Origin of the sequence: Vibrio sp. M260121 (genome assembly GCF_036533715.1) — a bacterium.
Taxonomy (GTDB): domain Bacteria; phylum Pseudomonadota; class Gammaproteobacteria; order Enterobacterales; family Vibrionaceae; genus Vibrio.
In genome coordinates this window covers 76,841-101,551 of sequence record NZ_JATABF010000001.1, presented here as the reverse complement: position 1 = coordinate 101,551, position 24,711 = coordinate 76,841, and the positions used below count along the sequence as shown (strand labels likewise).

Annotated in this window: 26 protein-coding genes; 11 read left to right on the top strand and 15 right to left on the bottom strand. The window is 45.7% G+C overall.

Annotated features, from left to right (window positions below; all coding sequences use genetic code 11):
* Positions 1–543: 543 nt before the first annotated feature.
* The 4 genes from QTO06_RS00490 to QTO06_RS00475 all read left to right on the top strand — a co-directional run bounded on the left by QTO06_RS00490 (position 544) and on the right by QTO06_RS00475 (position 3,393).
* Positions 544–2,121: an alkaline phosphatase gene (locus QTO06_RS00490; RefSeq protein ID WP_331406492.1), complete on the top strand. Its 1,578-nt coding sequence runs from the start codon at positions 544–546 to the stop codon at positions 2,119–2,121.
* A gap of 139 nt (positions 2,122–2,260) precedes the next feature.
* Positions 2,261–2,557, top strand: a complete 297-nt coding sequence (locus tag QTO06_RS00485) for a ribbon-helix-helix domain-containing protein (protein WP_005439764.1) — start codon at positions 2,261–2,263, stop codon at positions 2,555–2,557.
* Between the two features lie 100 nt (positions 2,558–2,657).
* Positions 2,658–3,053: a VOC family protein gene (locus QTO06_RS00480; protein ID WP_045480672.1), complete on the top strand. Its 396-nt coding sequence runs from the start codon at positions 2,658–2,660 to the stop codon at positions 3,051–3,053.
* 55 nt (positions 3,054–3,108) lie between these two features.
* Entirely contained in the window at positions 3,109–3,393 is a 285-nt protein-coding gene (locus QTO06_RS00475; RefSeq protein ID WP_331406491.1) for a putative quinol monooxygenase, read from the top strand.
* A gap of 74 nt (positions 3,394–3,467) precedes the next feature.
* Here QTO06_RS00475 and QTO06_RS00470 read toward each other — a convergent pair whose 3' ends face one another.
* Positions 3,468–5,159, bottom strand: a complete 1,692-nt coding sequence (locus tag QTO06_RS00470; protein ID WP_005439768.1) for a mechanosensitive ion channel domain-containing protein — start codon at positions 5,157–5,159, stop codon at positions 3,468–3,470.
* Positions 5,160–5,522: 363 nt separating this feature from the next.
* On the opposite strand from QTO06_RS00470, the gene QTO06_RS00465 reads away from it, so the two are divergent.
* The 3 genes from QTO06_RS00465 (at position 5,523) to QTO06_RS00455 (ending at position 9,054) form a co-directional block, all read left to right on the top strand.
* Entirely contained in the window at positions 5,523–6,917 is a 1,395-nt protein-coding gene (locus QTO06_RS00465) for a glutamate decarboxylase (RefSeq protein WP_331406489.1), read from the top strand.
* A 77-nt stretch (positions 6,918–6,994) separates the two neighbouring features.
* Positions 6,995–8,722, top strand: a complete 1,728-nt coding sequence (locus QTO06_RS00460) for an aspartate:alanine exchanger family transporter (RefSeq protein WP_020195702.1) — start codon at positions 6,995–6,997, stop codon at positions 8,720–8,722.
* Between the two features lie 80 nt (positions 8,723–8,802).
* A complete protein-coding gene (locus tag QTO06_RS00455) occupies positions 8,803–9,054 on the top strand; it encodes a GlsB/YeaQ/YmgE family stress response membrane protein (protein ID WP_010643991.1) in 252 nt (83 codons plus the stop codon).
* Between the two features lie 62 nt (positions 9,055–9,116).
* Here the strand turns inward: QTO06_RS00455 and QTO06_RS00450 are convergent, their stop codons facing one another.
* Entirely contained in the window at positions 9,117–9,557 is a 441-nt protein-coding gene (locus QTO06_RS00450) for a YcgN family cysteine cluster protein (RefSeq protein WP_005532658.1), read from the bottom strand.
* A gap of 221 nt (positions 9,558–9,778) precedes the next feature.
* Here QTO06_RS00450 and QTO06_RS00445 point away from each other — a divergent pair, with 221 nt between their 5' ends.
* A complete protein-coding gene (locus QTO06_RS00445; protein ID WP_009707328.1) occupies positions 9,779–10,027 on the top strand; it encodes a YkgJ family cysteine cluster protein in 249 nt (82 codons plus the stop codon).
* Here the strand turns inward: QTO06_RS00445 and QTO06_RS00440 are convergent.
* The 3 genes from QTO06_RS00440 to QTO06_RS00430 are packed head-to-tail and all read right to left on the bottom strand — an operon-like array spanning position 10,024 to position 12,381.
* On the bottom strand, positions 10,024–10,680 hold the full coding sequence (locus QTO06_RS00440) for a helix-turn-helix transcriptional regulator (RefSeq protein ID WP_009707329.1): 657 nt from the start codon (positions 10,678–10,680) through the stop codon (positions 10,024–10,026). The two genes, QTO06_RS00445 and QTO06_RS00440, sit on opposite strands and share 4 nt — an antisense overlap.
* A 28-nt stretch (positions 10,681–10,708) precedes the next feature.
* On the bottom strand, positions 10,709–11,986 hold the full coding sequence (locus QTO06_RS00435) for an L-cysteine desulfidase family protein (RefSeq protein ID WP_331406487.1): 1,278 nt from the start codon (positions 11,984–11,986) through the stop codon (positions 10,709–10,711).
* A 14-nt stretch (positions 11,987–12,000) separates the two neighbouring features.
* Positions 12,001–12,381, bottom strand: coding sequence for a RidA family protein (locus tag QTO06_RS00430; RefSeq protein ID WP_331406486.1), 381 nt, complete (start codon positions 12,379–12,381; stop codon positions 12,001–12,003).
* A 313-nt stretch (positions 12,382–12,694) separates the two neighbouring features.
* Here QTO06_RS00430 and QTO06_RS00425 point away from each other — a divergent pair, with 313 nt between their 5' ends.
* On the top strand, positions 12,695–13,954 hold the full coding sequence (locus QTO06_RS00425; protein ID WP_331406660.1) for an amino acid permease: 1,260 nt from the start codon (positions 12,695–12,697) through the stop codon (positions 13,952–13,954).
* Positions 13,955–14,169: 215 nt separating this feature from the next.
* Positions 14,170–14,868 carry an aquaporin Z gene (gene aqpZ / locus QTO06_RS00420; protein WP_005432982.1) on the top strand — a complete coding sequence of 233 codons (699 nt, stop codon included), beginning with the start codon at positions 14,170–14,172 and terminating at the stop codon, positions 14,866–14,868.
* A gap of 53 nt (positions 14,869–14,921) precedes the next feature.
* Here aqpZ and recR read toward each other — a convergent pair whose 3' ends face one another.
* The 7 genes from recR to QTO06_RS00385 all read right to left on the bottom strand — a co-directional run bounded on the left by recR (position 14,922) and on the right by QTO06_RS00385 (position 20,775).
* Positions 14,922–15,521, bottom strand: coding sequence for a recombination mediator RecR (gene recR, locus QTO06_RS00415; protein WP_005432989.1), 600 nt, complete (start codon positions 15,519–15,521; stop codon positions 14,922–14,924).
* 30 nt (positions 15,522–15,551) lie between these two features.
* Positions 15,552–15,881 carry a YbaB/EbfC family nucleoid-associated protein gene (locus QTO06_RS00410; RefSeq protein ID WP_005432961.1) on the bottom strand — a complete coding sequence of 110 codons (330 nt, stop codon included), beginning with the start codon at positions 15,879–15,881 and terminating at the stop codon, positions 15,552–15,554.
* A gap of 82 nt (positions 15,882–15,963) precedes the next feature.
* Positions 15,964–18,156 carry a DNA polymerase III subunit gamma/tau gene (gene dnaX, locus QTO06_RS00405; RefSeq protein WP_331406485.1) on the bottom strand — a complete coding sequence of 731 codons (2,193 nt, stop codon included), beginning with the start codon at positions 18,154–18,156 and terminating at the stop codon, positions 15,964–15,966.
* 8 nt (positions 18,157–18,164) lie between these two features.
* Positions 18,165–18,710, bottom strand: coding sequence for an adenine phosphoribosyltransferase (gene apt, locus QTO06_RS00400; RefSeq protein WP_005432901.1), 546 nt, complete (start codon positions 18,708–18,710; stop codon positions 18,165–18,167).
* Positions 18,711–18,876: 166 nt separating this feature from the next.
* On the bottom strand, positions 18,877–19,281 hold the full coding sequence (locus QTO06_RS00395; RefSeq protein ID WP_331406659.1) for a YbaN family protein: 405 nt from the start codon (positions 19,279–19,281) through the stop codon (positions 18,877–18,879).
* A 15-nt stretch (positions 19,282–19,296) separates the two neighbouring features.
* The gene (locus QTO06_RS00390; protein ID WP_005432936.1) at positions 19,297–19,428 is read right to left on the bottom strand and encodes a hypothetical protein; all 132 of its coding nucleotides are present in this window, start codon (positions 19,426–19,428) and stop codon (positions 19,297–19,299) included.
* 240 nt (positions 19,429–19,668) lie between these two features.
* Entirely contained in the window at positions 19,669–20,775 is a 1,107-nt protein-coding gene (locus tag QTO06_RS00385; RefSeq protein ID WP_331406484.1) for a response regulator, read from the bottom strand.
* 284 nt (positions 20,776–21,059) lie between these two features.
* On the opposite strand from QTO06_RS00385, the gene QTO06_RS00380 reads away from it, so the two are divergent.
* A complete protein-coding gene (locus tag QTO06_RS00380) occupies positions 21,060–21,935 on the top strand; it encodes a LysR family transcriptional regulator (RefSeq protein WP_331406483.1) in 876 nt (291 codons plus the stop codon).
* 66 nt (positions 21,936–22,001) lie between these two features.
* On the opposite strand, the gene purF is transcribed toward QTO06_RS00380, so the two are convergent.
* The 3 genes from purF to QTO06_RS00365 all read right to left on the bottom strand — a co-directional run bounded on the left by purF (position 22,002) and on the right by QTO06_RS00365 (position 24,699).
* On the bottom strand, positions 22,002–23,516 hold the full coding sequence (gene purF, locus QTO06_RS00375; RefSeq protein WP_005439792.1) for an amidophosphoribosyltransferase: 1,515 nt from the start codon (positions 23,514–23,516) through the stop codon (positions 22,002–22,004).
* Positions 23,517–23,552: 36 nt separating this feature from the next.
* Positions 23,553–24,044: a CvpA family protein gene (locus QTO06_RS00370; RefSeq protein WP_005432921.1), complete on the bottom strand. Its 492-nt coding sequence runs from the start codon at positions 24,042–24,044 to the stop codon at positions 23,553–23,555.
* A 61-nt stretch (positions 24,045–24,105) separates the two neighbouring features.
* On the bottom strand, positions 24,106–24,699 hold the full coding sequence (locus QTO06_RS00365) for an SPOR domain-containing protein (protein WP_009707340.1): 594 nt from the start codon (positions 24,697–24,699) through the stop codon (positions 24,106–24,108).
* Between the last annotated feature and the right edge of the window lie 12 nt (positions 24,700–24,711).

Genomic DNA, 24,711 nt, shown 5'->3' with positions numbered 1-24,711 from the left:
GTACGGCCGATAAGTTCGCGCCCGACGAATCCCAAATTTCACAGAATTATCTCGATTATGCTTCTGCGTAAGGCGAGTTCTGTTTGCTGTTCATCATTTGTCTTTAGAAGGGCAAGAGGAGTTGCCACTCTATTCAGACAACATGGTGAGAGCAAAACTGACCAAACTTGGTTCTAAAAAGGCTTCCATGCCTTCCTCAATCGAGTTTGCTCATCGTGACCCAAAGCCCTGCTTACGCGGTGTAGCTTTAGCTCATGACTTTCGACTCCTAAACTTAACTCAAAGCCCACTTCTTGTGGGCTTTTCTTATTTTAAGGTCTGTTAACCTTTCGAGCTGATTTTTGCAGCAGTTTGGGGAGTTTATATAAGGCAGAGGTTAAACATAGCTGGGCGTCCCACCCGAACAAAACTCAACCACGAAAGAGCAACGCCCCCTAGACTTAGTGAATAAAAGTGACTTCCACATGAACCTTTTATGACGGTAGCATTTCTGCAATAAATCCTTGTTTTAATTCGAGCGCTTTTATAAATAAGGAATATACAATGAAGCACTTAGTGACCCCAATCGTAACCGCAGTAGCGGCATCCACACTTTCTTTCAATGCGCTCTCTGCAGAAATCAAAAACGTCATCTTGATGATTGGCGATGGCATGGGCCCTCAACAAGTTGGCTTGTTAGAGACCTACGCCAATCATGCACCAAACTCTATCTACAAAGGCAAAACCACCGCACTATACAAACTGGCACAAGAAGGAGTAATCGGCTCCTCTTTGACAAACCCAGAAGATGCCATCGTTGTGGATTCTGCTTGTTCAGCAACCATGCTTGCGACCGGTATTCCGACCGCTTCTGAGGTGATTGGAATCGATAGCCAAGGCAACCACGTTGAAACGATTTTGGAGAAAGCGAAAGCTAAAGGCAAAGCAACTGGCTTGGTTTCAGATACCCGCATGACGCACGCAACACCTGCCGCTTTTGCCTCTCACCAACCTCACCGCTCGTTGGAAAACAGCATCGCTGTGGACATGCTAGAGACCGGCGTGGATGTGATGCTTTCTGGCGGCCTTCGTCATTGGATCCCTAAATCGACCAACGACAAAGGCGACACTTACAAGCAACTTGAGCAGCTGACTCAAGGCGATGTCTACCTAAAATCGAAACGTAAAGATGAGCGAAACCTTCTGACGGAAGCGCAGCAGCAAGGTTACAGCCTAGCGTTTAACCGCAACATGCTTGAACAAGCAAAGGGTGAAAAAGTACTGGGACTCTTCGCTTATTCAGGCATGAATGATGGCATCGCTTACAGCCACAGCAAAGACGATCCGAAACGTACCCAACCATCGTTAAAAGAAATGACAGAGAAAGCGCTCGATGTCCTTTCAAAGGATAAAGATGGTTTCTTCTTGATGGTGGAAGGCGGTCAAATTGACTGGGCAGGTCACAGTAACGACGCCGGCACCATGTTGCATGAATTGATCAAGTTTGATGAAGCGGTAAATACAGTTTATGAATGGGCAAAAGGTCGCGAAGACACTCTTGTTATCGTCACTGCCGATCATGAAACTGGTTCTTTTGGATTCAGTTACTCATCAGCAAATTTGCCAAAACCAGAAAAGCGCAGTGGCAAAGCATTTGCGAACCACGATTACGCGCCCAACTTCAACTTTGGCCAGTTTGATATTCTCGATGGCCTCTACAATCAAAAGCAAAGCTACTACGGCATGATCAGTGAGTTCCAGAAACTCGATGAAACTGCACAGACACCAGAAAAGTTGGCCGAGATTGTCAACGCGAGCAGCGACTTCTTCATCACACCAGAGCAAGCTGCGCGCGTATTAGCAAGCAAACCTAACCCTTACCGCCTCGCGAGCCACAAGTATTTGAGTGAAGAGAATGTCCCAGCGGTCAACGACTTTGACGCCTTCTTCCCATACAACGACCGTGGCAACTTGTTAGCTCGTGAGCAAGCGACCAAACAAAACACAGTCTGGGGAACAGGTACACACACGCATACTCCGGTAAACGTTTTTGCATGGGGGCCAGCGGGTACTATTCTTCCGGTTTCGAAAATCATGCATCACTCACAGCTGGGTGAATACCTGATTCAACAAATCAAATAATCCGAAATCTGCACTTACTTTCATCTTTTGCTGAAACCTTCACGCCCTCATTAGAGGGCGTTTTTTTACATAGAAACGGTTGACGCCCCGCGCTCAACGTTCCAATATCTGCGGGTTATTTATAAATACGATCAATACCATGTGCGAAATATTTGCTAAGCAACCTCAGGAAAACTACCAATTTATCACCCGCTCTATCCGTATCGATGGCCATGCTACGAGCGTGAAACTAGAGTCCAGCTTTTGGCTGATCTTAGAAGAGATCGCTTCTGCACAAGAGATGACGGTGCCGAAGTTCATCAGTACGGTTTACCAAGAAGCGTTGGAGCATAATGGTGAAGTAAACAACTTTGCCTCCTTGTTGCGTTGCGCTTGTCTAACGTATGCACGCCAGCCTCAAGAGACCATGGCACAAGCGTTGAACGAACTGCATTAAACAAAACACCCACACCTCCCCCAACCTTCATTGTCGTACCTGAGTACTACCTATTGCGCGCGAAAACTGACTAGTCTAAACGCACAATTAAGGAGTACTCATGACAAAAATGATTCATACCATGATCCGCGTAAGCGATCTGGAGCGTTCTCTTAAGTTTTATCAAGACGCACTTGAGCTAGAAATCAAAGACCAATACGTATTCGACGGCTTTTCTCTTACCTACCTAGCGAACCCAGAAACAGGGTTTGAGCTAGAACTGACGCACAATCACGACCAAAGTGAACCTTACACACATGGCACAGGTTACGGCCACCTTGCTGTAAGTGTGGAGGATATTGCGGCGACACATCGACGCCTTAACTCATTGGATATTGAAACCAGTGACATCAAAGTCTTTGACCATCAGGAAAAGCACTTAGCAACCTTCTTCTTCATTACCGACCCAGACGGCTACAAAATTGAGTTCTTGCAGCGTCAAGGTCGGTACCTTTAGTAACGGTATCAGTCATAAAGATACCTTTCATAACAACAAAGAAGTAAATACAACTATGATTCATTTAACTGCTGCATTTCACGCTAAAACAGACACCATTACACAACTTAAGCAAGCGCTAGAAGCCATGCTAGAACCGACTCGAAACGAGACCGGCTGCCTACGCTACCAACTGTTCCAAGATAAAAACGATCCAAGCCAGTTCTTATTCCAAGAGCAATTTGCAGACCAAGCCGCGTTTGACGAACACTGCAAAACAACGCATTTCCAAAAGCTACTAGGTGAAATCGATGGCTTGCTAGCGAATGAACCAACCATCACCTTTTTTGATGAGCTTTAACACTAAGATAAAGCTGTGAGATATGAAAAAGGCGCTCGATTTGAGCGCCTTAGTTTTGTCTGATTGAGAAACGATTAAGCTTCCTTCTTCTCCACCATATGTAGATGCACATCTTGTTGTGGGAATGGAATCGAAATGCCTTCACGATCGAAGCGCAGTTTCACTTCTCGGGTCACATCCCAGTAAACATCCCAGTAGTCATCCGTTTTAACCCAAGGACGAACAATGAAGTCAACTGAAGAAGTGTTCAGTGTATGAAGCTTGATCATTGGCTCTGGAGAGCGAAGTACTGAAGGGTGAGACGTCACGATATCTGCCAATACTTCTTCTGCTTTTAGTACGTCATCTGAGTAGCCAATACCAAAAACCATATCAACACGGCGAATGCGCTCATGTGTCACGTTCTTAATCACGTCACCCCAAATCTTGCTGTTTGGCACGATGATGATTTGGTTATCGAAAGTACGGATTGTGGTGTTCACCAAGCTCATGTGGCTTACCTTACCGTCTACACCACCGGCATAAACAAAGTCACCAACATCGAACGGACGGTAGATCAATAACATCATACCCGCAGCGAAGTTTGATAGCGTATCTTGTAATGCGAAACCGATGATCACACCAGCAATACCGAAACCGGTCAGGATTGGAGCAAGGTTAAGGCCGATTTGAGATAGACCAACCATGATACCGATGATCCACACGGCTTTGCCCGACATCGAGATAAAGAAGTCTTGCATCAAGTGTGACAGCTTCAAGTTCTTCGATGCCACCGTCTTGCTAACCACTTTACGCGTTAGCTTCGCCAGTGCGCGGGCAATCAGCAGGATCAGAGCAAACACAAACAACTGGAAGATGTGTTGTGGTGCGTTTTCAGCAAACCAATCCACCATTGAGTTCGACCAATGGCTCAAGATAGACAGAATTACTTTGGTGTTCAGCAAATCATGCGTGATGCTACCCGTCACCTCAAAGATCTGACGCTTGTATTCCGATGTTTCTAGGCCAACTTTATCGCCAATGGTGATCAGATTGCGTAGGCTCTCTGTCGCGATATTTAGTCGTTGCTTTAGGATCAGTTGGCTTAGCTGCAGAGACGCTTTTTCTGACTCTGGGCTAGAGGAAATTTGTGAGCCGATGATTTCGCTTTGCTGATTCAAGTACTCAATCGACGCAGACAGCAAGCGCATGCGCTTATCAACGTTGTCTTTGAATGTCGCTTCCGCATCTTCATCTTGCACACCTAGTGTTTTCAGCCAGTTCAGGTTTTGCCAGCTTGATTCGTAGCTGACGTCCAAGTACTGCTGCAATTCACGATAGCTGTTTACTAACGACAGTTTGTCTTCGTCTTTTGCAGTATTAATTTCTTCATTGAGCGTTTTGACTTTGTCATCTAGGTAAACGACCGCGCCTTCTGAATACTTCTCTTGAGTTTGAACAAGCTCAATCAGCTTCTCATGAGGAATCGACTTGTTGCTGATTGCTGTCGCAAGGCGGCTGCGCAGCTCTTCATTTTTTTGGAACAGTTGCAGTTGTAGTGCATCACGCTCATCGCCACTGGCTTGTTTCAAGCTTTCAGACAAATCGATGATGTCTTGGTTGATGTTATCGATCGCTTTTTCAGCGGCAGAAACCTTTGGTACTTCTACGACCGTTTCTGTGCTTTCTGTTGCTCGAACCACAAAAGAACTCATGGTCAAAGCAAACGCCATAAATAACACCACAAATGGTGTAAAACGCACTTTTAGGGGGGATAGTAACGTCATTTTTACCTCGTAAGAGACAATCTTGATCGGGGTGACCAAGCGCCGGAATGTAAATCCTTGAAATTAGATGCTCTAAGTTTACAACACGAATCCGCAAACCGAGCAGCATTTAGTAAATTATGCGTCAAAGTTCCTACAGCGGATCCAAATTTTCTTAATCTAAATATGGGATTGCAGCTGCCACTTCTTCTGTATTCTTCGCTTAACTCAGCACAAAGTCTGTGCGACAGCCCAAACAACGAGTCACAAAATCAACGGCTATAAAAATCTCTGCTACGTTTAATTGGCAGTCAAAACTGTCTTATGAACACCAATCACTACTGATAACAAGCGCAATTGTTTCAATAAGATAAGGGATTTCACATGCCTCTTCATAAAAAATCGACCGTCCGTGGCTCTATTCTCGATGACGTGTACTCATCGAAAGATCTTTCCGTTGTTATGCCCAAGTATCGTATTCCAGATGAAGAACACTCGCCGGAACATGCTTACCAAGTGGTACACGATGAACTAATGCTCGACGGCAACTCTCGCCAGAACCTCGCTACATTTTGTCAAACTTGGGTAGAAGAAGAAGTACACAAGCTGATGGATGAATGCATCGACAAAAACATGATCGACAAAGATGAGTACCCACAAACCGCAGAAATCGAGTCTCGCTGTGTTCACATGTTGGCAGACCTTTGGCATGCGCCAGATGCGGAAAACCCGATGGGGTGTTCAACGACGGGTTCCAGTGAAGCTGCGATGCTCGGCGGTATGGCTCTGAAATGGGCGTGGCGCGAAAAAATGAAAAGGCAAGGCAAACCGACTGACCGCCCTAATCTCATCTGTGGTCCGGTACAAGTGTGTTGGCATAAGTTTGCTCGTTATTGGGATATTGAATTACGCGAAATACCAATGCAAGGCGATCGCTTAATCATGACACCAGAGGAAGTGATCAAGCGCTGTGATGAAAATACGATCGGTGTGGTGCCAACACTTGGTGTGACTTTTACGTGCCAATATGAGCCTGTAAAAGAGGTGCATGATGCACTGGATAGGCTCCAAGCGGAAACGGGGTTAGACATTCCAATCCATGTCGATGGCGCAAGTGGTGCGTTCCTCGCTCCTTTCTGTGATCCAGACTTAGAGTGGGATTTCCGTTTACCAAGAGTCAAATCAATCAACGCTTCTGGGCATAAATTTGGTCTATCGCCGCTAGGCGTTGGGTGGGTGGTTTGGCGAGATGCGGATGCGTTGCATGAAGATCTGATCTTCAACGTTAACTATCTCGGCGGGAACATGCCAACTTTTGCCCTCAACTTCTCCCGTCCTGGTGGTCAAATCGTTGCTCAGTACTACAACTTCCTTCGCCTTGGCCGAGAGGGTTACCGCAAAATCCACCAAGCCTGTTACGACACCGCTCGATATCTAGCAGAGGAGGTCGAGAAGATGGGCATGTTCAAGATTATCTACGACGGACACGGCGGGATACCTGCACTGAGTTGGTCACTCAAAGAAGACGCGAATCCGGGCTTCAACCTCTATGATCTCTCAGATCGCATTCGATCAAGAGGTTGGCAGATCGCCGCTTACGCCATGCCAGCAGAACGCGAAGATCTGGTGATCATGCGAATTTTGGTTCGCCACGGATTTAGCCGCGACATGGCCGATCTTTTGATTGCCGATTTGCAACACTGCGTCGACTTCTTTGCCAAACATCCGATTGTTAACGGCAGTGATGCAGACGAATCGAGCAACTTCAATCACGGTTAACGCTCCCACCTTACACGCAAGAGCGAGGAATATGCGTTGTACCTCGCTCTGCCACTCACTAGGTAACAGGTGACACTATGTCTTTTCTCTTTAGTTACTTGTCAGAAAACCCATTCGTTTTTCTCTTTTTATCTCTCGCCATTGGTTATCCACTTGGCCGATTAACCTTTAAAGGCGTTAGCTTAGGTACAACCGCCGGAACCTTAGTCGTTGGTGTTGCTCTCGCGTTGACCTCCTTTTCTGTTTACGGGCTAAAAATTGAAGAACCGGGCTTGGTGTCAGACATCTTTTTGATGATGTTCATGTACGCCATCGGAATGAAAGTCGGACCGCAATTCTTCTCTGGGTTAGCACGGGGCGGTATCGACTTTGTGGTTATTGGACTCATTGTGGTCTTTAGCAACTTCGCGATTGTGGTGATCGGCGCAAAATTAATGGGGCTAGAACCGGGCTATGCGGCTGGCATCATTTCCGGAAGCTATACTGTGACCGCCGTAATGGGCGTTGCACAATCTGCAATAAGCTCGGGAGCCTTTACTCCTCCTGAAGGCATGAGTATTGATCATGTCAGTGCCAACATCGCCGCCGGATACGCAATCAGTTATGTTCTCTCAACCGTCTTAATCATCCTATTTATTAAGTACCTTCCTTCCCTATTTGGTATCGATCCCGTTAAAGCGGGCAAAGACGCCGAAGCGGAATACTCCACTGGAGACGACAACGAAAAATTGCCAAGTACTTTTGGCTTTTCCGATGTCGGCGTACTTCCGATTGATGTGAGAGCCTACAAAGTTTCACACCAAGAGCTCGTCGGTCGTTCAGTTCAAGAGCTGTATCAGAAGTTCCCTGACGCCGCGGTACTGAAAGTGGTTCGAGGAGACCAAGTCATTGATGCTTCTGACAATCCAACACTTGAGTTAAATGATGTGATTGGCATTCGAGGGGAGTATCACGTGCTGATTGCCGAAGGCGAAGCGGACATCGGTAACGAAGTCGATGAACCAAGAGCAAGAAACGTCGATATCGAAGTGGCTGATATCCACGTAGGCAAATCCGAACACGCAGGGAAAACGGTCGCACAATTGCATGCTGAAGTGGGTTTTGGCGTTTATTTCAAAGCGATATTTCGACAAGGCCACCAGCAGCCTTTATTGCCGCAAACTAAGGTCGAAGTGGGCGATGTTGTCCGCATTGCTGGATCCCAATGGTGTGTCGAGCAAACCGCGTCCAAACTCAATAGCGTTCCGATTGTAGAGAGCACGGTCACTGAAACCTTCTACCTTGCCCTCTCCCTTCTTATTGGCTATGTCTTTGGTCATTTGAGTGTCACCGTTGCTGGCATTCCATTTGCGTTAGGGACATCAGCCGGCTGCATGCTAACGGGAATCGTCTTTTCTTTTTTGCGAACCCGTAACCCAAGCTTTGGCGGCCCGATGAGCGAAGGCGCGAGAAGCTTTTTACAAGACATAGGTCTAAACCTATTTGTCGCGGTATTGGCGGCAACCGTTGGGCCGAAAATCTTAGCGTCATTCCAAGGCATCATCGTGATTAAGATTGCACTCTTGGGTGTGACAGCAGCACTCGTACCACCTCTGTTAGCTTGGTTATACGGCTTGTATTTCCGCAAAATGAATCCTGCGATTTTAGCCGGAGCCTGCGCTGGCGGACGCAATAGCACACCGGCAATGAAAGGGGCTCAAGATGCCAGCCACAGTGACATGCCTGCGATTGGCTACCCTGTCCCTTACGCCCTAACTTCTGTCTTAGTGTTGATTTTGGGCTACATTGCAATGGTCATTAGCTGATGAAGAATCTGCACATTACCCACAATGAACTATCATTTAAGCGAACTGAACGCTAATTGATTAAAGATTAAGGAGAAATCATGGGCTTTCTATCTTGGATTATTCTAGGTTTGATTGCAGGTGCATTAGCTAAATGGTTGATGCCAGGTAATGATGGCGGCGGTTGGATTGCCACTATGGTACTGGGTATCGTGGGCGCTTTCGTTGGTGGCTTCTTAGGAAGCTTTGTTGGCCTTGGCGCTGCAGACGGCGTGAATATAGGCAGCATCATCACCGCAACGTTAGGTGCTTTCGTTGTATTGTTTGTCTACAACCGCTTTATTAAAGGTTGAGCGATTTTCAATCCCTTAAAAACAAACAAGCCTTTCATAATGAAAGGCTTGTTTACATTCGGCTATGAGCGATTTGGGTGATTCAAAATGTGGTCTTCCCAGTCCACCACATCGATTTCATACACCACTTTGTTTCTAACACTTTCCCCAGCAGCGTGCATTGCAGACTTAGAGCCAGTGATTAATGGGTGCCACTCTGGTAGTGGTTGGTTTTCTGCCAACAAGCGGTATGCACAAGTGTGTGGCAGCCATGTAAAGTCATCAATATCTTCACGCGTCAGCTTGGTGCACTCTTCGCCTGAAGTGAAACGGTTCGGGTAGTCTTTACACGAACATGTTTTGCTGTTCAGCCAACTACACGCCACGTTGGTGTAGTAGATTTCGTCCGTATCTTCATCCATTAGCTTGTGCAGACAACATTTGCCACACCCATCACAGAGCGATTCCCATTCTTCTTCTGTCATGTGTTCTAACGATTTACTTTGCCAAAATGGAGTGCTCATACGCTTACTACTTATTACTGAATGGGATTGAATTGGGTGCGTTTTATACCCCTCTGAACGGCAAAATTCAAGTTTTACGGCCTTACTGGAGTGATAGGAGCATTGAGTAAGATTTGTTCGTATTTAGCCAAGTAATCTTATGGATAGGAATTTACGCGTACCTCTTCCAATCTGGCGAGAAATGTCCATAATGCCCCCTTCATTTTTACGAGGGCTTTTAGATGGATTGTCGATTAGGTTGTGGGGCGTGCTGTATTGCACCGAGTATCTCTTCCCCTATTCCGGGCATGCCAAACGGCAAACCAGCAGGTGAACGTTGCATTCAACTGAATGACGATAACCTGTGCAAGCTGTTCGGAAAACCAGAACGCCCAAAAGTTTGCCACGATTTCAAACCGTGTCCGATCGTATGTGGCAAAACTAATCAGGAAGCTTTGAGCAACATTACCGAGCTAGAGCAGCTCACTTAATCGTTACCCAATTCCCTTAGGTAAAGGTAAATCGTATCACGCGAGATACCTAGGTGGTTTGCCACCATCAATACCGCATCTTTGTATTTAAAAATCCCCAAACCTTGTAAGCGTGTCACCAACTCTCGGTTGCGTTTGGAAGGTGTGATTGCCTCATTCGTCCATACTTCTGACTGAACGGTTTCGATCGTACTAATGATGGTTTCGTCGATGTTGCGTGCAAACGTTTCTGGCGAGCTCGCTCCCGTGCAACAAGGGTTCTGCTGCTGCGGTAAGATTGAACGTAAGAAGTCCTGCATCGGCACATCCATATCCACGTTAATACAAAGTAGACCGATAGGCTTATTTTTTGGGTTACGAACGATGGTGGTGATCGAGTGCAAGGTCTTTCCGCTCGCGGTTTTGGTCAGATACGAGTCTGACACGTCCTTGCCCTCAAGTAGCTTCATTCTTGCTAAGTTGGTAATTGGCGCGCCTTCTCCACGTTCAGTAACATGGCCATTGGCAATTTTGATGATTTCTGGTGCTTCTGCATCAAGACTGTGAAGAACGACTTCAGTATGTTCACCGTACATACGAGCAATGCCATCGACGACGTTCTTCATTGAATTCAAAATATCTAAATCACTTTTGGTGAGTTTCTTAAGCTGCAATTTACTTCCCTTAGCAAAAACTTTGAGGCTAGGCCGACATAATATCGATAATAGATTTGTCAGTATACGGCATACCAAGTCTAACCATAGAGCCTACGTTTCTTATTGTTTGTTCAACTTCGTCGCCTACTATACCTTGATTCTTCACACTGTGGTTACCCATCGCCATCAAATATGAGCGTACTGCCGTAGTTGAAGAAGTGCAGACTTTCATCGCACAAGAGGATTTTGCGCCATCGCACACCATGCCCGAACTATCACTGATAACGTTTTGAATCGCATCGCAGGATTGCTCAAACGAACCACCTGCTAGGTATACCAACGCCATGGATGCTGCAGCACTGGTTACCGTGTTGCCACAAAAAGCAGACAGTGGGGGGTAGTAAGACTTGATGTATATAGCGCCTAAGTGACTCATGATCAGGGCTCGTGCTAAGTGCTCTTCATCACTTTGGAAAGCTTCAGCTGCAATCACCACTGGCATAGTTGCCGCGATACCTTGATTACCACTGCCGAAGTTACTCATGGCTGGTAACGTAGCGCCGCCCATTCGAGCATCTGATGCGGCAGAAGTCATCATTTGAATTCGGCTCATCAGATCATTGCCAAGTAAACCTTGTTCGATATTGCCTTTTAATGTCCGGCCAATTTCTAAACCGTAACCTCGGTCGATACCCTCTTGCGCTAAAGATGAGTTGAGTTCCGCCGCTTGCAGAATGAACTTGATGTCATCAAATGGCGCTTGAAGGGCAAAGTCGTAAATCTGCTTAATAGAGATATCAACCCCTTCACATACTGATCCTGTCGCGACTCGCTGCTGCAAAGGGGCATAGAACGTCACCGCTCCATTGCGAGTGATCTGGATAATATTAGTGTGTCCACCACTGATGGTCACCGAGACTGTGTCTTCTCCAGCGCTCATGGTGACACTGCAAAAGATAAATTCTTGTGTATCAATGCGAGCAACACTGACTCGCTCTTCATCTATAAGTTGCTGGGCAGCAGTCACATCGTCTTGATTAATTTTAGCGAGCACTTCCAGTTCTGCGTTTGGATCTCCCGCTAATGCGCCAACTGACGCCGCGATCTTAAGGCCAATTTTCCCAGTGCCGGGAACGTAAACCCCCATTGAGTTTTTAAATAAGTTATCTGAGACACGTACTTCAATCATGTCCGGGGTTTGGCATCCAAGCTCACGCTTTGCAACTGCTGCCGCATATGCAGCAGCAATGGGTTCTGTACATCCGAGGGCAGGTTTTACAACTTGCTTAATGATTTGGATATATTGGTTCCATTGCTGATTCATGCTTATTCTCCGTATTACTTTTTACTAGCAATCGCTTCAACTTCAATCAAAACACCTAGCGGAAGATCTTTCACCGCAAAGCAGCTTCGTGCTGGGCAATCTTTTTGGAAAAACTCTGCATAAACTTTGTTGAATTCCGCAAAGTCGCTAATGTTTGCCAAGTAACACGTCGTTTTTAGAACCGTATCTAAACTGCCGTTACCAGCTTCAAGCACATGTTTTAAGTTCATTAGAGATTGATGACTTTGAGCAGTAACCCCTCCCTCTACTACTTTACCTGTCGCGCTATCAACTGGGAGCTGACCAGAAGTAAAAATCAAATCCCCGTAAGTGGTACCGTGTGAATATGGGCCAATTGCGGCAGGAGCGTGCTCTGAAGCGATCAATTCTTTCATGTTAATCCTCATATAGTTTTTAGTTTTAGTCGTAAAATTCAGCATTCGCTTTCGTTTCAAAGCTATTCTTTCAACTATATATGAGCAAAACAACCACTCCAGATCACAAAAATCGATCTAAATTCAGATTTCATTGAGTAATTTTGCCGATAACTCAAATTTATCTGAATTTTCCACAAAAAATTGTTGTTAATCTTTTTATCAAATAGATTTGAGAAAAATTCATACTAACAAAGAGAAAACGACAATGAGCGTTACTGTACCTACACAAACTCTTCCAATAACTAAAGAACCACCTCACGTTAAAGCCGGAATGACAGCCACAGAATGGAAAGCAGCAACTAAGTTTGATAGCACTGACTGGGGCTGGGTAATCATGAGCATCGGCATGGCAATCGGTGCTGGTATTGTTTTTCTTCCAGTAAAGGTGGGCGTACTTGGCATATGGGTATTTCTTGCCTCCGCGGTGATTGGTTATCCAGCGATGTACTTGTTCCAACGCCTATTTATTAACACGCTTTCCACCTCTCCGAAGTGTCAAGACTATGCGGGGGTTATCTCAGGTTACCTTGGTAATAAATGGGGCGCTTTGTTAGGCGTGCTCTACTTCATCATATTGGTGATTTGGGTATTCGTATACTCGACAGCAATCAATAATGACTCAGCCTCTTTCCTACACAGCTTTGGTATCACTGAGGGGCTGTTGTCGGAAAACCCGTTGTATGGTCTAGCATTGGTTTGCGTTTTGGTAGCGATCGCATCTCGTGGCGAAAAGATCTTATTTAAAGTCAGTACGGGCTTAGTGCTAATTAAGCTCTGCACCGTTGCACTGTTGGGTTTCATGATGGTAGAAAAGTGGGATTTAGCTAACGTCGGTACGGTACCAACTGCTGGTGCTGGCTTAAAAGATGCGATTGAACTGCTGCCGTTCACCCTTACTTCTATCTTGTTTATTCAAAGCTTGAGTCCGATGGTGATCTCTTACCGTTCGAAAGAGAAATCTATTGAAGTTGCCCGTTTTAAAGCGATGCGCGCTATGAATATCGCTTTTGGCATTTTATTTGTGACCGTGTTTTTCTACGCGATTTCTTTCACGTTGGCGATGTCTCATGAACAAGCAGTTCGTGCAGCAAGCGAGAACATATCTGCGCTTGCAATGGTAGCACAAGGCATGGACGGCACGACGCTTAAACTGCTTAGCCTGATGTTGAACATCTTTTCTGTAATGACAGCCTTCTTTGGTGTTTACCTTGGCTTCCGTGATTCTTGCCAAGGCCTTGCGATGTTGGCATTGAAAAAAGTGATGCCAGAAGAACAAATCAATCGCGAACTCGTCACCAAAGGCATCATCTTATTTGCCATCCTAATGGCTTGGGGAGCAATCGTACTCAACTTACCTGTGTTGAGCTTCACGTCAGTATGTAGCCCAATCTTCGGTTTGATCGGCTGTTTAATCCCAGCTTACTTGGTATACCAAGTGCCTTCCTTACATAAATACAAAGGCGCTTCACTTTACTTGATCATCGCTACGGGCATCTTGTTGTGTATCTCACCATTTATTGCTTTTAGCTAACGCTTCCTCTCGCCTCGGTTATCAATATCTATAACGATAGCCGAGGTTTTCCTTTCAACTCATCCACCTACCCTCTCCTTACTCATTTCGTTTCATGTATGAGACAGAAACGCTCATATCTGGCATTTTGGTTAATTTCCGTGCTTCAACTCACACTTTTCTGACAATTCTCTACTATGTTCAGCGGGTAATCTAAATCCGCAATAGGAAACAATATGAATAAATACATGGCAGAGGTTTTTGGTACTTTTTGGTTAGTGCTTGGTGGTTGTGGTAGTGCAGTGTTAGCGGCTGGCTTCCCTGATGTGGGCATTGGCCTGTTGGGCGTTTCTCTTGCGTTCGGTCTAACCGTTCTTACTATGGCATTTGCTATTGGCCATATCTCAGGTTGTCACCTAAACCCAGCAGTAACCATCGGTTTGTGGGCCGGTGGTCGCTTTGATACTAAAGACGTAGTGCCTTACATCATCGCACAAGTGATTGGTGGTGTGATTGCAGGTGGCATACTTTACGTGATCGCAACGGGTCAAGCGGGCTTTGACGTGGTTGGTTCTGGCTTTGCTGCGAACGGTTACGGCGCGCATTCTCCAGGCCAATATTCAATGGTTGCAGCTTTAGTGACTGAAGTTGTGATGACGATGATGTTCCTAATCGTGATCATGGGTGCGACAGACAAACGTGCACCACAAGGCTTTGCACCTATCGCTATCGGTCTATGTTTGACACTGATTCACCTAATCAGCATCCCTGTGACAAACACATCGGTTAACCCAGCACGTAGTACTGGTGTTGCGGTATTTGTTGGCGACTGGGCGGTTTCTCAGCTTTGGCTATTCTGGGTAGCACCAATCGTTGGTGGTATTCTAGGTGCACTTATCTACAAAAATCTGCTTGGTACAGAATCAAACGATTAATTGATTCTCGAACCTCAAGATCAAAAAAGCCGCTGAATTCAGCGGCTTTTTTATTAAATCTTGTGTCGACCCAGAAGGGAGTGTGACAAGGTAGTCCCGTCCACGAGCTCAAGCTCGCCACCTACTGGTACACCGTGTGCAATGCGACTTGCTTCCACTTGGTGTTCTTTACAAAGTTCTGCGATGTAATGAGCCGTCGCTTCCCCTTCTACCGTTGGGTTGGTAGCGAGAATCACCTCAGAGATATCTCCTCGGCGCAGACGGTAATCCAATACATCTAGACCAATATCACTTGGACCAATTCCGTCCAGCGGTGATAAATGCCCCATCAGTACAAAGTATCGACCCGAGTATTGACCCGTTGCTTCTACTGCTGCGATGTCTGCCGGACTTTCTACCACACAAATCTGACCATTTTCTTGGCGTTTTGGGTTAGTACAAATATGACAAACTTCTTCTTCAGTGAAAGTACGACACTCGGTGCAATGGCCAATTTCTGTCATTGCTTGGCTAAGCGCGTCTGCTAGTTGCAGACCGCCTTTTCTATCACGCTGTAACAAATGAAAGGCCATACGCTGCGCCGACTTGGGGCCAACCCCAGGTAGACAACGTAAGGCCTCCATCAATTGTTCCAGCATATGACTGGTACGCATTGAAAATCCGCTTAGTTAGAATTCAGCAGATTAGAATGGCATTTTCATGCCTGGTGGTAGTTGCATACCGCCAGTTACTGAAGCCATTTTCTCTTTTTGAGTTTCTTCAACGCGACGTGCTGCATCGTTGAATGCTGCAGCGATAAGATCTTCTAGCATCTCTTTGTCGTCTTCCATCAGACTTTCATCGATTTCTACACGACGCACACTGTGACTACCAGTGATTGTAACTTTAACTAGACCAGCACCAGACTCGCCAGTTACTTCCATATTCGCGATTTCTTCTTGAAGCTTTTGCATGCGATCTTGCATTTGCTGGGCTTGCTTCATTAGGTTGCCCATACCGCCTTTACCAAACATGTTTATCTCTCTGGTTTAATTAGGTGTTGCATCTGTTAATGGGGTTGTCACTTTGGGTTTTCAACCCCATTCCGTTCAATTTTTAGATAGGGCGTACACTATCTTTATCAAGCTCTGCAGCGAATCGACGTTCGATGAACTGAACGTGTGGATCGTTTTCTAAACTGTTCAGCGCTTGCTGTAATTTCTCTTGATAGAGTCTATCTCTCAACTCTAGTGGCGTCTCACCACTTTCGCTAACATCAATACTCAGATGACACTCTTCACCCAACACATGGTTCAGTGCACTGTGCAGCTCACTTTGCGCTCTGTCGGTGTTCAAGTGTGCCTGACTGCCTCTTAATTGTAGCGAAACTGTCGAGCCTTCTTTGTTGAAATGCGAGTTTAATGCAAGTTGTTCAACCAACTTAGGCGTATCCATCTTGCTAATCAGGTTCGCCCACTCGCTTTTCTCTAGCGATTCATCAACCAGTTTTTGCGCCATTTCTGGCGTCTTTTCGTGCTCTAGCGCTTGCTTGAGCTGCGTAGGTGTCAATTGCGTATTGGCTTTCTTTTCAACCGGTTTGGTTGGTCGCCAACGGTACGCTTCATCCTCTGGAGCTTGTTTTTCAGCTTGAGGAGTAGACTTAGGCGACACCTGCGCGGAATTGCCATGCAATTGCGCTAGACGGTCAATAACCGATTCTTTTTGTGCAGATGTCGCGTTAGACTTTTTTGGACCACCACTTTGTCCAGGTGCTTGCTGTTGCTGCCCCTGACGCTGTGAACGCAATTGGTGGCGCAGGCCACTCAAGTTACTGCGAGCTGGTGCCGGCGCACTCTCTTGTGACTGAGCTTGTTGAAGAGCTTGCTGCGTTGGTGCAGAGTTCTCACTCATCGGCGGAGCCATATCGTATTGTGGTGCCATATCGTAGCCACCCTGATACTCAGGTTGGTACTGCGGCGCTTCATTCATCGAAGCCGGAGATTGTGTCGCCGGCTGACTCATCGACTGAGCAGGCGCTTGATGTTGCGCTGACGGCGTTGGTCGGCTTTGCATGTGCTGTGCAGGCGCCTGAGCCACTGGAGCTTGTTGCTGCGGTGGCCGTTGTGGCGATGACTGCGGAGCCGCTTGCGATGATGGGCTCACGCTTGATGTCGGCGCGACTTGAGGCTGTGATGAAGTAGAAATCACGTTTGCGCTATTATTTGCTGACGGACGGAATGCCATCATGCGCAATACGATCATTTCCATGCCGACCCGACCATTTGGTGATAACGTCAGATCTTCACGACCTTTTAAAGCAATTTGGTAGTAAAGCTGAACATCTTGTGGTGTGAGAGCTTTACTTAACAATTCGATTTTTTCGGCATCAGGTTGCGCCTGATCCAAGGTCGATGGCAGAGCTTGGTACATCGCGACACGGTGAAGCTGCGACGCCAATTGTTGTAGCAATCCATCCCACTCGACACCGTTTGATGCAAGTTGCTGGATTTTGTCCATCGCCTGTTGAGGTTGCTTACTGCTGATCGACTCTAGCAAGTGAATCGCTTGGTCTGTATCGATCGTCCCAAGCATATGGCTTACGATATCGGTTTGAATCGTACCGTTACCTAGGGCGATAGCTTGGTCAGTAAGGCTAAGTGCATCACGCATACTGCCATCTGCAGCGTGCGAGATCATGCCAAGTGCTCTTGCTTCTGCAGAGACTTGTTCTTTTTCCAGAATATGGTCAAGTTGCTGATGAATATCATCAACACTGATTGGCTTGAGGTGGAACTGCAAACAGCGCGACAAAATCGTCACTGGCAGTTTTTGTGGATCCGTCGTAGCCAACAAGAACTTCACATACTCCGGCGGCTCTTCAAGCGTTTTTAACAGCGCATTGAAAGAGTGACGCGAAAGCATGTGTACCTCATCGATGAGGTACACTTTAAAACGTCCACGAGCAGGTTTGTATTGAACGTTGTCTAACAGTTCACGAGTGTCTTCAACTTTAGTACGAGAAGCTGCATCGATCTCTAATAGGTCAACAAAGCGACCTTCATCAATCTCACGACAGGTATCACACTCACCACAAGGGTTAGCAGTAATCCCCGTTTCACAGTTCAGGCCCTTAGCAAACAGTCGGCCAATCGACGTTTTACCAACGCCTCGCGTGCCACTAAATAGGTACGCATGGTGTAAGCGATTTTGCGCTAACGCGTTTTCTAGAGCCGTCAGGACATGGTTCTGCCCGACGACTTGATCAAACTTGTTAGGACGCCATTTTCGCGCTAAAGCTAAATAACTCATTGAATGTATTAGTGTCCTTCAAACTCGCAAATGCTATATACGTTCAGGCCTAGACCTTCTAGGCGCTTATCACCACCAATTTCTGGTAGGTTGATAACGAATGCAGCGTGCTCTACTTCACCACCAAGTTGGCGGATCAGTTTTGTTGTTGCTTCAATTGTGCCGCCAGTTGCTAGCAGATCGTCAACAACCAATACTTTATCGCCTTCTACGATTGCATCAGTATGAATTTCTAGCGTATCAACACCGTACTCAAGCTCGTAAGATTGAGCGATTGTAGGGCGAGGCAATTTGCCTGGCTTACGCACAGGAACAAAGCCAACACCGAGTTCAAGTGCTAGAGGTGCACCAAATAGGAAACCACGCGCTTCTGTACCAACCACTTTTGTAAAGCCCATGTCTTTGTAACGCTCAACCAATAGGTTAATCGTTGCTTGGTACGCTTTTGCGTCTTCAAGAAGGCTAGTTACGTCGCGGAAAAGAATGCCTGGTTTTGGGTAATCTTGAATGCTTTTGATGCTAGATCTGATCAGTGAAATTGTTTCTGTAGTCATAATACCGATTTACTTAGATTGGCTCATCACCCTCTGTTCTTATCGCAGTATATATGAGGGCAACAAACAATAGGTTTTCACCGCTATGAGCTCAATTGAATTGAAGTCTCAGACGCTGAAAATACAAACGCCCACTCGAAGAGCGGGCACACTATTCTCTACAATCTTAGTGATTTTCTTCCCTGTCAGCAACCAACTCAGTCACAGGTAGACGCATAAACCAACTCAGTAAAACGATTAGCATCACTAAAAGCGCAATTTTCACCCAAGTAATGGGCGTAACAATGATAGAAACAGTGAAACTCAGCACGATGAAGAACGCACCACGTTGTTTTACCTTGCGCGTGACAGCGCGGTTTTTGTGCCAATTCTCCAGCATAGGGCCAAATGTATTGTGATCATGCAACCAACGATGAAACGTAGGGCTACCACGCATAAAGCAAGCGCTAGCGAGAAGAATAAACGGTGTTGTGGGTAATAGAGGAAGGACGATACCGGCAATGCCGAGCATAATGCAGAGTCCACCAGCAATATTCAAAAAGTAACGCTTAATACGAATAGTGGACTCCAGTAGACAATCGTTCGATTAAAAACCTGCGTAACCGTTCATTACGCGAATCCAAGTTAGCGTTGCAGGTAAAGTTGGGATCAAAAGGACTGCAATGAAACCTAGAAAATAAAAAATATTATAAGGTTCTTTAAAATCTTTGTCTGCCATGTTGCTTCTTCTCACTTGTTGACTTTACTTCTCCCACCTACGCATCATTAAATTATCGTTGCATAAATGGGTCATTATTGTTTTAAGCGCTGACTATACCTTAAACAGCAAATACTAAACACCAGTAAAAAGTAAGGCTATTGAGCAAAATTTGCTCGCCAAGTGGTTGCGGCAGGCAATAAAAAAGCAGCTTCAAAAAGCTGCTTTTTTACAATGATTATTAGCTGCAGTGATCGCTAGTTACATCAGACGGTTTAATCGGATGATGTTAAGACTAAAGCTCGATGAACCAAGACAACCGATAGAGAGTTGCCCGTTCGTTTTCAGAGGCAAATCTCTTGTAATGAAATTTTTCAAACTTCCATCACCAAGTTTATTTGCAGCTGCTATGTGTTGATTTTCATGGCCATCAGACCACTGACTATCAAGCCCCGCTGGTAGAATCGAAACCGAAGCCGAGGCTAGATCCGCAATACCAAAAACGGCATCTACTGCGCCCGCACACTCAGAGCACTGAATGCCCTTTTCGATGATTTCAACCATGTCTTTCAGATCGGCGCTAAAGCTTTTTAAGTTACGTAAGTAATCATCGAATAACGCACGAACTAATAGCGTAGTCGCGACACCGTCTTTTTCTAACGAAGCTGAATCCACCAGGTAGAAAGCGAATTGACCGTTCATCAACCACCGATAATCAAACACTAAAGGCATGACATCGGTAGATTGAAGTAAACGATACGAGCACTTCCAATCACCCTGCGAAGTGTCTTTCTCAGGGAGCAGAGCATGAAGCAAGTCCCGCGCTGCGTTTGGGTTTTGTTGTAAATACTCTAAATGCCAATGAAGTTCTTGTTCATCTGGCATTTCCCCACCGTCATCAACACGGAACCACTGACTTGAAAAGTCGCGTTGCTCCGCAAAATGACAGTCTGAATCCTCAAGCGTGTTTTCTATCGCTTGAGACAAATGTTCATAGTTTCCGATTGGTTTTGGTAAAAAGTCTTTGATGCCGAAACGCAATGCTTTCGCAACGTCTGACATCTCATCGGTCCCAGAAACGACGATTAATGGCATCGACGGATACTCTAGACTAACTTCCTCGACAAATTCGATCCCGTCTAACACGGGCATAGATAAGTCACACAAGACAAGATCTGGGTGGCATTCCCTTAGTTGTTGAAGTGCCTCAAGGCCATTCTCAGCTTCGACTACCTTAAAACCCTGACTTTCCAAATAAGCACTAGTCACTTTACGAAATATCGGGTCATCGTCCACCAACATGATGAGTTTTTGATTGACCATTTCTTGCGCCGAGACCATTGCCGTTTGACTGTGAGTCTTAAACATACCTTTGCACCTCACAAAGCTCAGTCAAAAAACAAATTTCTACGTTATTATTTTTGTTGTATTTACATCTTACAAAACGTTGTGCAGCAAGACGTCAGGCCCTTTCACCTTGTTATAAACCGTAGCCTTAAATTGACGTTTATACAAATATTCCATGGTTTATCAGTGTTTACTAAAAGCGCTATGCTGTGTTCAAATGGTGCAACATGTTGACTTAAAGCAAACTTTGATCACAAAGTTAATTATAAATTAGCCATAAACGGTAGTTTAATGTGTCTGGAAATATGAAATTAGATGATCTAAACCTATTTCGATTGGTTGTCGAAAATGGGAGCTATACCGCAACTTCGCGAAAAACCATGATTCCGGTGGCAACCATCACCCGACGCATTCAAGCGCTAGAAGACTCTGTCAATCTTCGATTGCTGAACCGTCATGCGCGTAAGCTTTCTCTGACTGAAGCCGGGGAACGCTTTTACCATGAATGCTCACCACTGTTGCAACGCCTAACCTCAACCGCTGAAGAGATTACGGATGACTGTCGTGGGGCATCGGGCAAGATAAAAATCTCAGCCCCGTACAACCTGACAAAGCGCATGATGATGCCCATGTTCAATGCGTTCATGAAACAGTACCCAGATATCAACATCGAACTGACAACGGAAAGCAATGCCGATCAACTTGATCCTACAGAGTGGGACGTGATCTTCCGTGTTGGCCCACAACGTGACTCCAGCCTGATTGCACGTAAAATCGGTGAAGTGAAAGACATTCTGGTCGCGAGTCCTGATTACTTGTGCGCAAACCCTGCGCCAAATCACGCTGAAGAGCTTTCTAACCACTCTTTGCTAAAAGGTTCACCACTTATCAAGTGGACGCTGATTAACAGCAAGGGCGAGTCTGTGGTGAACGTAGAGCGTGGTCGTTTTCAAGCAAACGCACTGAACGTTGTTCGTAGCTCTTGTTCGGAAGGTCTTGGCATTACATTGATGCCTGATGTGATGATCAAAGAGTACATCGAAAGTGGCGATCTCGTGCGCATATTGCCAGATTGGAGCGCAAACCCACGTGACATCTACATGCTTTACAACCACAAAGATCACCTACCAGAAAAAGTTCGACTATTCATCGACTTCGTGATCGCCTACAACATTCATTAATGTTGAGCACAGATACAAAAAACCAGAGCCGAAGCTCTGGTTTTTTTATGTCTTTAGCAGCGCGATTTAAGCACCTTCGTTGTGCAGCTCTAGGTTTGCTAAATCTTGCTGAATCTCGAGTTGCGTTTTCGCATCATCGTTGCGCAGGCCATCAAGGAAATCTAGATATTGCTGGTCGATATCACCGGTCACGTATTCACCGTTAAACACAGACGTATCGAATTGAGTAATGTCTTGGTTGCCAAGACCAACCGCTTCAACTAAGTCATCCAAACGCTGATAAATCAGTGCATCTGCGCCAATTTGCTTACAGATGGTTTCGTTATCACGACCGTGTGCAATCAGCTCTGTCGCGCTTGGCATATCGATACCGTAAACGTTCGGGAAGCGCACTTCAGGAGCTGCTGAAACCATAAACACTTTGTTCGCACCGGAATCACGAGCCATCTCAATGATCTGCTCTGAAGTTGTACCACGAACAATAGAATCATCGACAAGTAGTACATTCTTATCTTTGAACTCAGAACGAATAGCATTTAGCTTACGACGAACAGATTTCTTACGTTGCTGTTGACCCGGCATGATGAACGTACGGCCTACGTAACGGTTTTTCACAAAGCCTTGGCGGTATGGTTTATCAATGGCTTGTGCAATTTGCAGCGCAATATCACACGATGTTTCAGGAATTGGGATAACCACGTCGATATCAAGATCTGCGTAATCTTCGCGGATACGGTCACCCAGCTTTTTACCCATTTCAACACGAGCGCTGTAAACCGAGATCTTATCAATAAATGAGTCTGGACGAGCGAAGTAGACGAATTCAAAGATACATGGGTTCAGTTTTGGATTGTCGCCACATTGCTTGGTAAACAACTCGCCTTCAAACGTTGCGTAAATCGCTTCACCTGGTGCGACATCACGAACAAAGTCAAAACCAACCGCATCCAGTGCTACAGATTCTGAAGCCACCATGTACTCTGTTCTGCCTTCGACTTCACGCTTACCTAAACATAAAGGGCGAATACCATGTGGGTCACGGAAAGCAATCATGCCATGACCGATGATCATCGCTGCGACAGCATAAGCGCCTCGGATGGTGCGGTGTACATTCGTTACAGCGCGGAAAACGTCATCCGCCGTAACGTTACCTTTTACCGTATCGATCTCATGAGCAAGTACGTTTAGAAGTACTTCTGAGTCTGAAGTGGTGTTGATATGGCGGCGATCTTTTTCAAACAGCTTCTGACGAACTTCATGAGCGTTAGTCAGGTTACCATTGTGGGCAAGTGTAATACCGAAAGGAGAGTTTACGTAGAAAGGTTGAGCTTCAGAGGCACTTGAACTGCCAGCGGTTGGGTAACGAACGTGACCGATACCAACCTCACCTTGTAAGCGTTGCATGTGTCTTGCTTCGAACACATCCTTCACTAAACCGTTCGCCTTACGCAGACGAAAACGATTGCTTTCTATGGTACAAATACCAGCGGCATCTTGGCCACGATGCTGTAACACCGTTAACGCGTCATAAATAGACTGGTTTACAGGCGTTGTGCCCACGATTCCAACAATACCACACATGTCCTAATCCTCGATTTGCGACAGTAGCTGGCACTACTAGATAGTGCCAGACAGAAAACTTGATGTTGCTTTTAAATGCTCGAAGAATGGGGCGATGATACGGCTGAACTCAGGGACCAACTGTGACTCTTTCCACCAATCCGAGCTTGGGAATGCAGTAAACGCATCCATAAAAAACAGCACCGCAGAAACAATCAGTACTCCGCGTAAACCACCAAACACCACACCGAGAATTCGATCAGTACCTGATAGCCCTGTTTTTTGTACCAGTTGACCAATGACGTAATTCACCACTGCACCAACCACTAAGGTTGCGACGAATAACGCCGCAATTGCGGCTCCGTTTCGAAACATTTCATCTTCGATGTTGGTGAAGTACACCGCCAATTTGGCGTAGTAGTTGCTGGAGATAAAAAATGCTCCAAACCAAATCACCAAAGACAAAGCTTCTTTAGCAAAACCGCGAACTAAACTGATCAGAGCTGAAAATCCGATCACACCTAAAATGACAAAATCTAACCAATTCATGTTTTCTTCATCTTAAGTTGGCGCGCATTTTAACAGAAAAAATGCTGACGCAAACGTTTTCTTATGGATTTAATGGCTTAAATTTAAGCAATTGACCTTTTGAGCCTGTAATTTTTTGTAATTCCTTGACCTGTCGTTCAAGTTTACTTTTTGATACATCAGGACCAACAATCACTCGAGTAAAAGCTGTCTCTTTTTTTACATGAGCTTGGTAACCACGCTTCTGTAAATCCTCTACTAATGCAACAGCATTCTCATGATTTTTCAGTGCCATCAACTGAATGATCCAAGCAGAATCTTCATATTGATTTTTTTCTTCAACTGGACGAACCGCAACTTCCACCTGTTCAGGTTGTTTCGTTTCTTCTGGTTGGGTAACTGGCTCTGGTTCTGGCTCCGAAACGGCGACTTGAGGCTCTTCAGATTCATCTACCGTTGCCGTAACCGGAGATTCAGGCAAAGAGACATCATCTTCTACAGGCTCTAGTATTTCGAAGTTCTCCACATCGCTATCAAGTTCAGGTTTGATAGGAATACTGGCAAACTCTTCTTTGTAGTGCAGTTTCTTACCATCTAGTACGTCTGGAAGTACGATGACCCCCACCGCGACTAGAATGATGGTGCCGACTAAACGACTTTGGAATTTACTTGCCATCAAATTACCTTT

Bases quoted from the DNA above. Each gene is read 5' to 3' on its own strand.
- QTO06_RS00490 (WP_331406492.1), top strand. From the start codon at position 544: ATGAAGCACTTAGTGACCCCAATCGTAACCGCAGTAGCGGCATCCACA.
- QTO06_RS00485 (WP_005439764.1), top strand. From the start codon at position 2,261: ATGTGCGAAATATTTGCTAAGCAACCTCAGGAAAACTACCAATTTATC.
- QTO06_RS00480 (WP_045480672.1), top strand. From the start codon at position 2,658: ATGACAAAAATGATTCATACCATGATCCGCGTAAGCGATCTGGAGCGT.
- QTO06_RS00475 (WP_331406491.1), top strand. From the start codon at position 3,109: ATGATTCATTTAACTGCTGCATTTCACGCTAAAACAGACACCATTACA.
- QTO06_RS00470 (WP_005439768.1), bottom strand. From the start codon at position 5,159: ATGACGTTACTATCCCCCCTAAAAGTGCGTTTTACACCATTTGTGGTG.
- QTO06_RS00465 (WP_331406489.1), top strand. From the start codon at position 5,523: ATGCCTCTTCATAAAAAATCGACCGTCCGTGGCTCTATTCTCGATGAC.
- QTO06_RS00460 (WP_020195702.1), top strand. From the start codon at position 6,995: ATGTCTTTTCTCTTTAGTTACTTGTCAGAAAACCCATTCGTTTTTCTC.
- QTO06_RS00455 (WP_010643991.1), top strand. From the start codon at position 8,803: ATGGGCTTTCTATCTTGGATTATTCTAGGTTTGATTGCAGGTGCATTA.
- QTO06_RS00450 (WP_005532658.1), bottom strand. From the start codon at position 9,557: ATGAGCACTCCATTTTGGCAAAGTAAATCGTTAGAACACATGACAGAA.
- QTO06_RS00445 (WP_009707328.1), top strand. From the start codon at position 9,779: ATGGATTGTCGATTAGGTTGTGGGGCGTGCTGTATTGCACCGAGTATC.
- QTO06_RS00435 (WP_331406487.1), bottom strand. From the start codon at position 11,986: ATGAATCAGCAATGGAACCAATATATCCAAATCATTAAGCAAGTTGTA.
- QTO06_RS00430 (WP_331406486.1), bottom strand. From the start codon at position 12,381: ATGAAAGAATTGATCGCTTCAGAGCACGCTCCTGCCGCAATTGGCCCA.
- QTO06_RS00425 (WP_331406660.1), top strand. From the start codon at position 12,695: ATGACAGCCACAGAATGGAAAGCAGCAACTAAGTTTGATAGCACTGAC.
- aqpZ (WP_005432982.1), top strand. From the start codon at position 14,170: ATGAATAAATACATGGCAGAGGTTTTTGGTACTTTTTGGTTAGTGCTT.
- recR (WP_005432989.1), bottom strand. From the start codon at position 15,521: ATGCGTACCAGTCATATGCTGGAACAATTGATGGAGGCCTTACGTTGT.
- QTO06_RS00410 (WP_005432961.1), bottom strand. From the start codon at position 15,881: ATGTTTGGTAAAGGCGGTATGGGCAACCTAATGAAGCAAGCCCAGCAA.
- dnaX (WP_331406485.1), bottom strand. From the start codon at position 18,156: ATGAGTTATTTAGCTTTAGCGCGAAAATGGCGTCCTAACAAGTTTGAT.
- apt (WP_005432901.1), bottom strand. From the start codon at position 18,710: ATGACTACAGAAACAATTTCACTGATCAGATCTAGCATCAAAAGCATT.
- QTO06_RS00390 (WP_005432936.1), bottom strand. From the start codon at position 19,428: ATGGCAGACAAAGATTTTAAAGAACCTTATAATATTTTTTATTTTCTA.
- QTO06_RS00385 (WP_331406484.1), bottom strand. From the start codon at position 20,775: ATGTTTAAGACTCACAGTCAAACGGCAATGGTCTCGGCGCAAGAAATG.
- QTO06_RS00380 (WP_331406483.1), top strand. From the start codon at position 21,060: ATGAAATTAGATGATCTAAACCTATTTCGATTGGTTGTCGAAAATGGG.
- purF (WP_005439792.1), bottom strand. From the start codon at position 23,516: ATGTGTGGTATTGTTGGAATCGTGGGCACAACGCCTGTAAACCAGTCT.
- QTO06_RS00370 (WP_005432921.1), bottom strand. From the start codon at position 24,044: ATGAATTGGTTAGATTTTGTCATTTTAGGTGTGATCGGATTTTCAGCT.
- QTO06_RS00365 (WP_009707340.1), bottom strand. From the start codon at position 24,699: ATGGCAAGTAAATTCCAAAGTCGTTTAGTCGGCACCATCATTCTAGTC.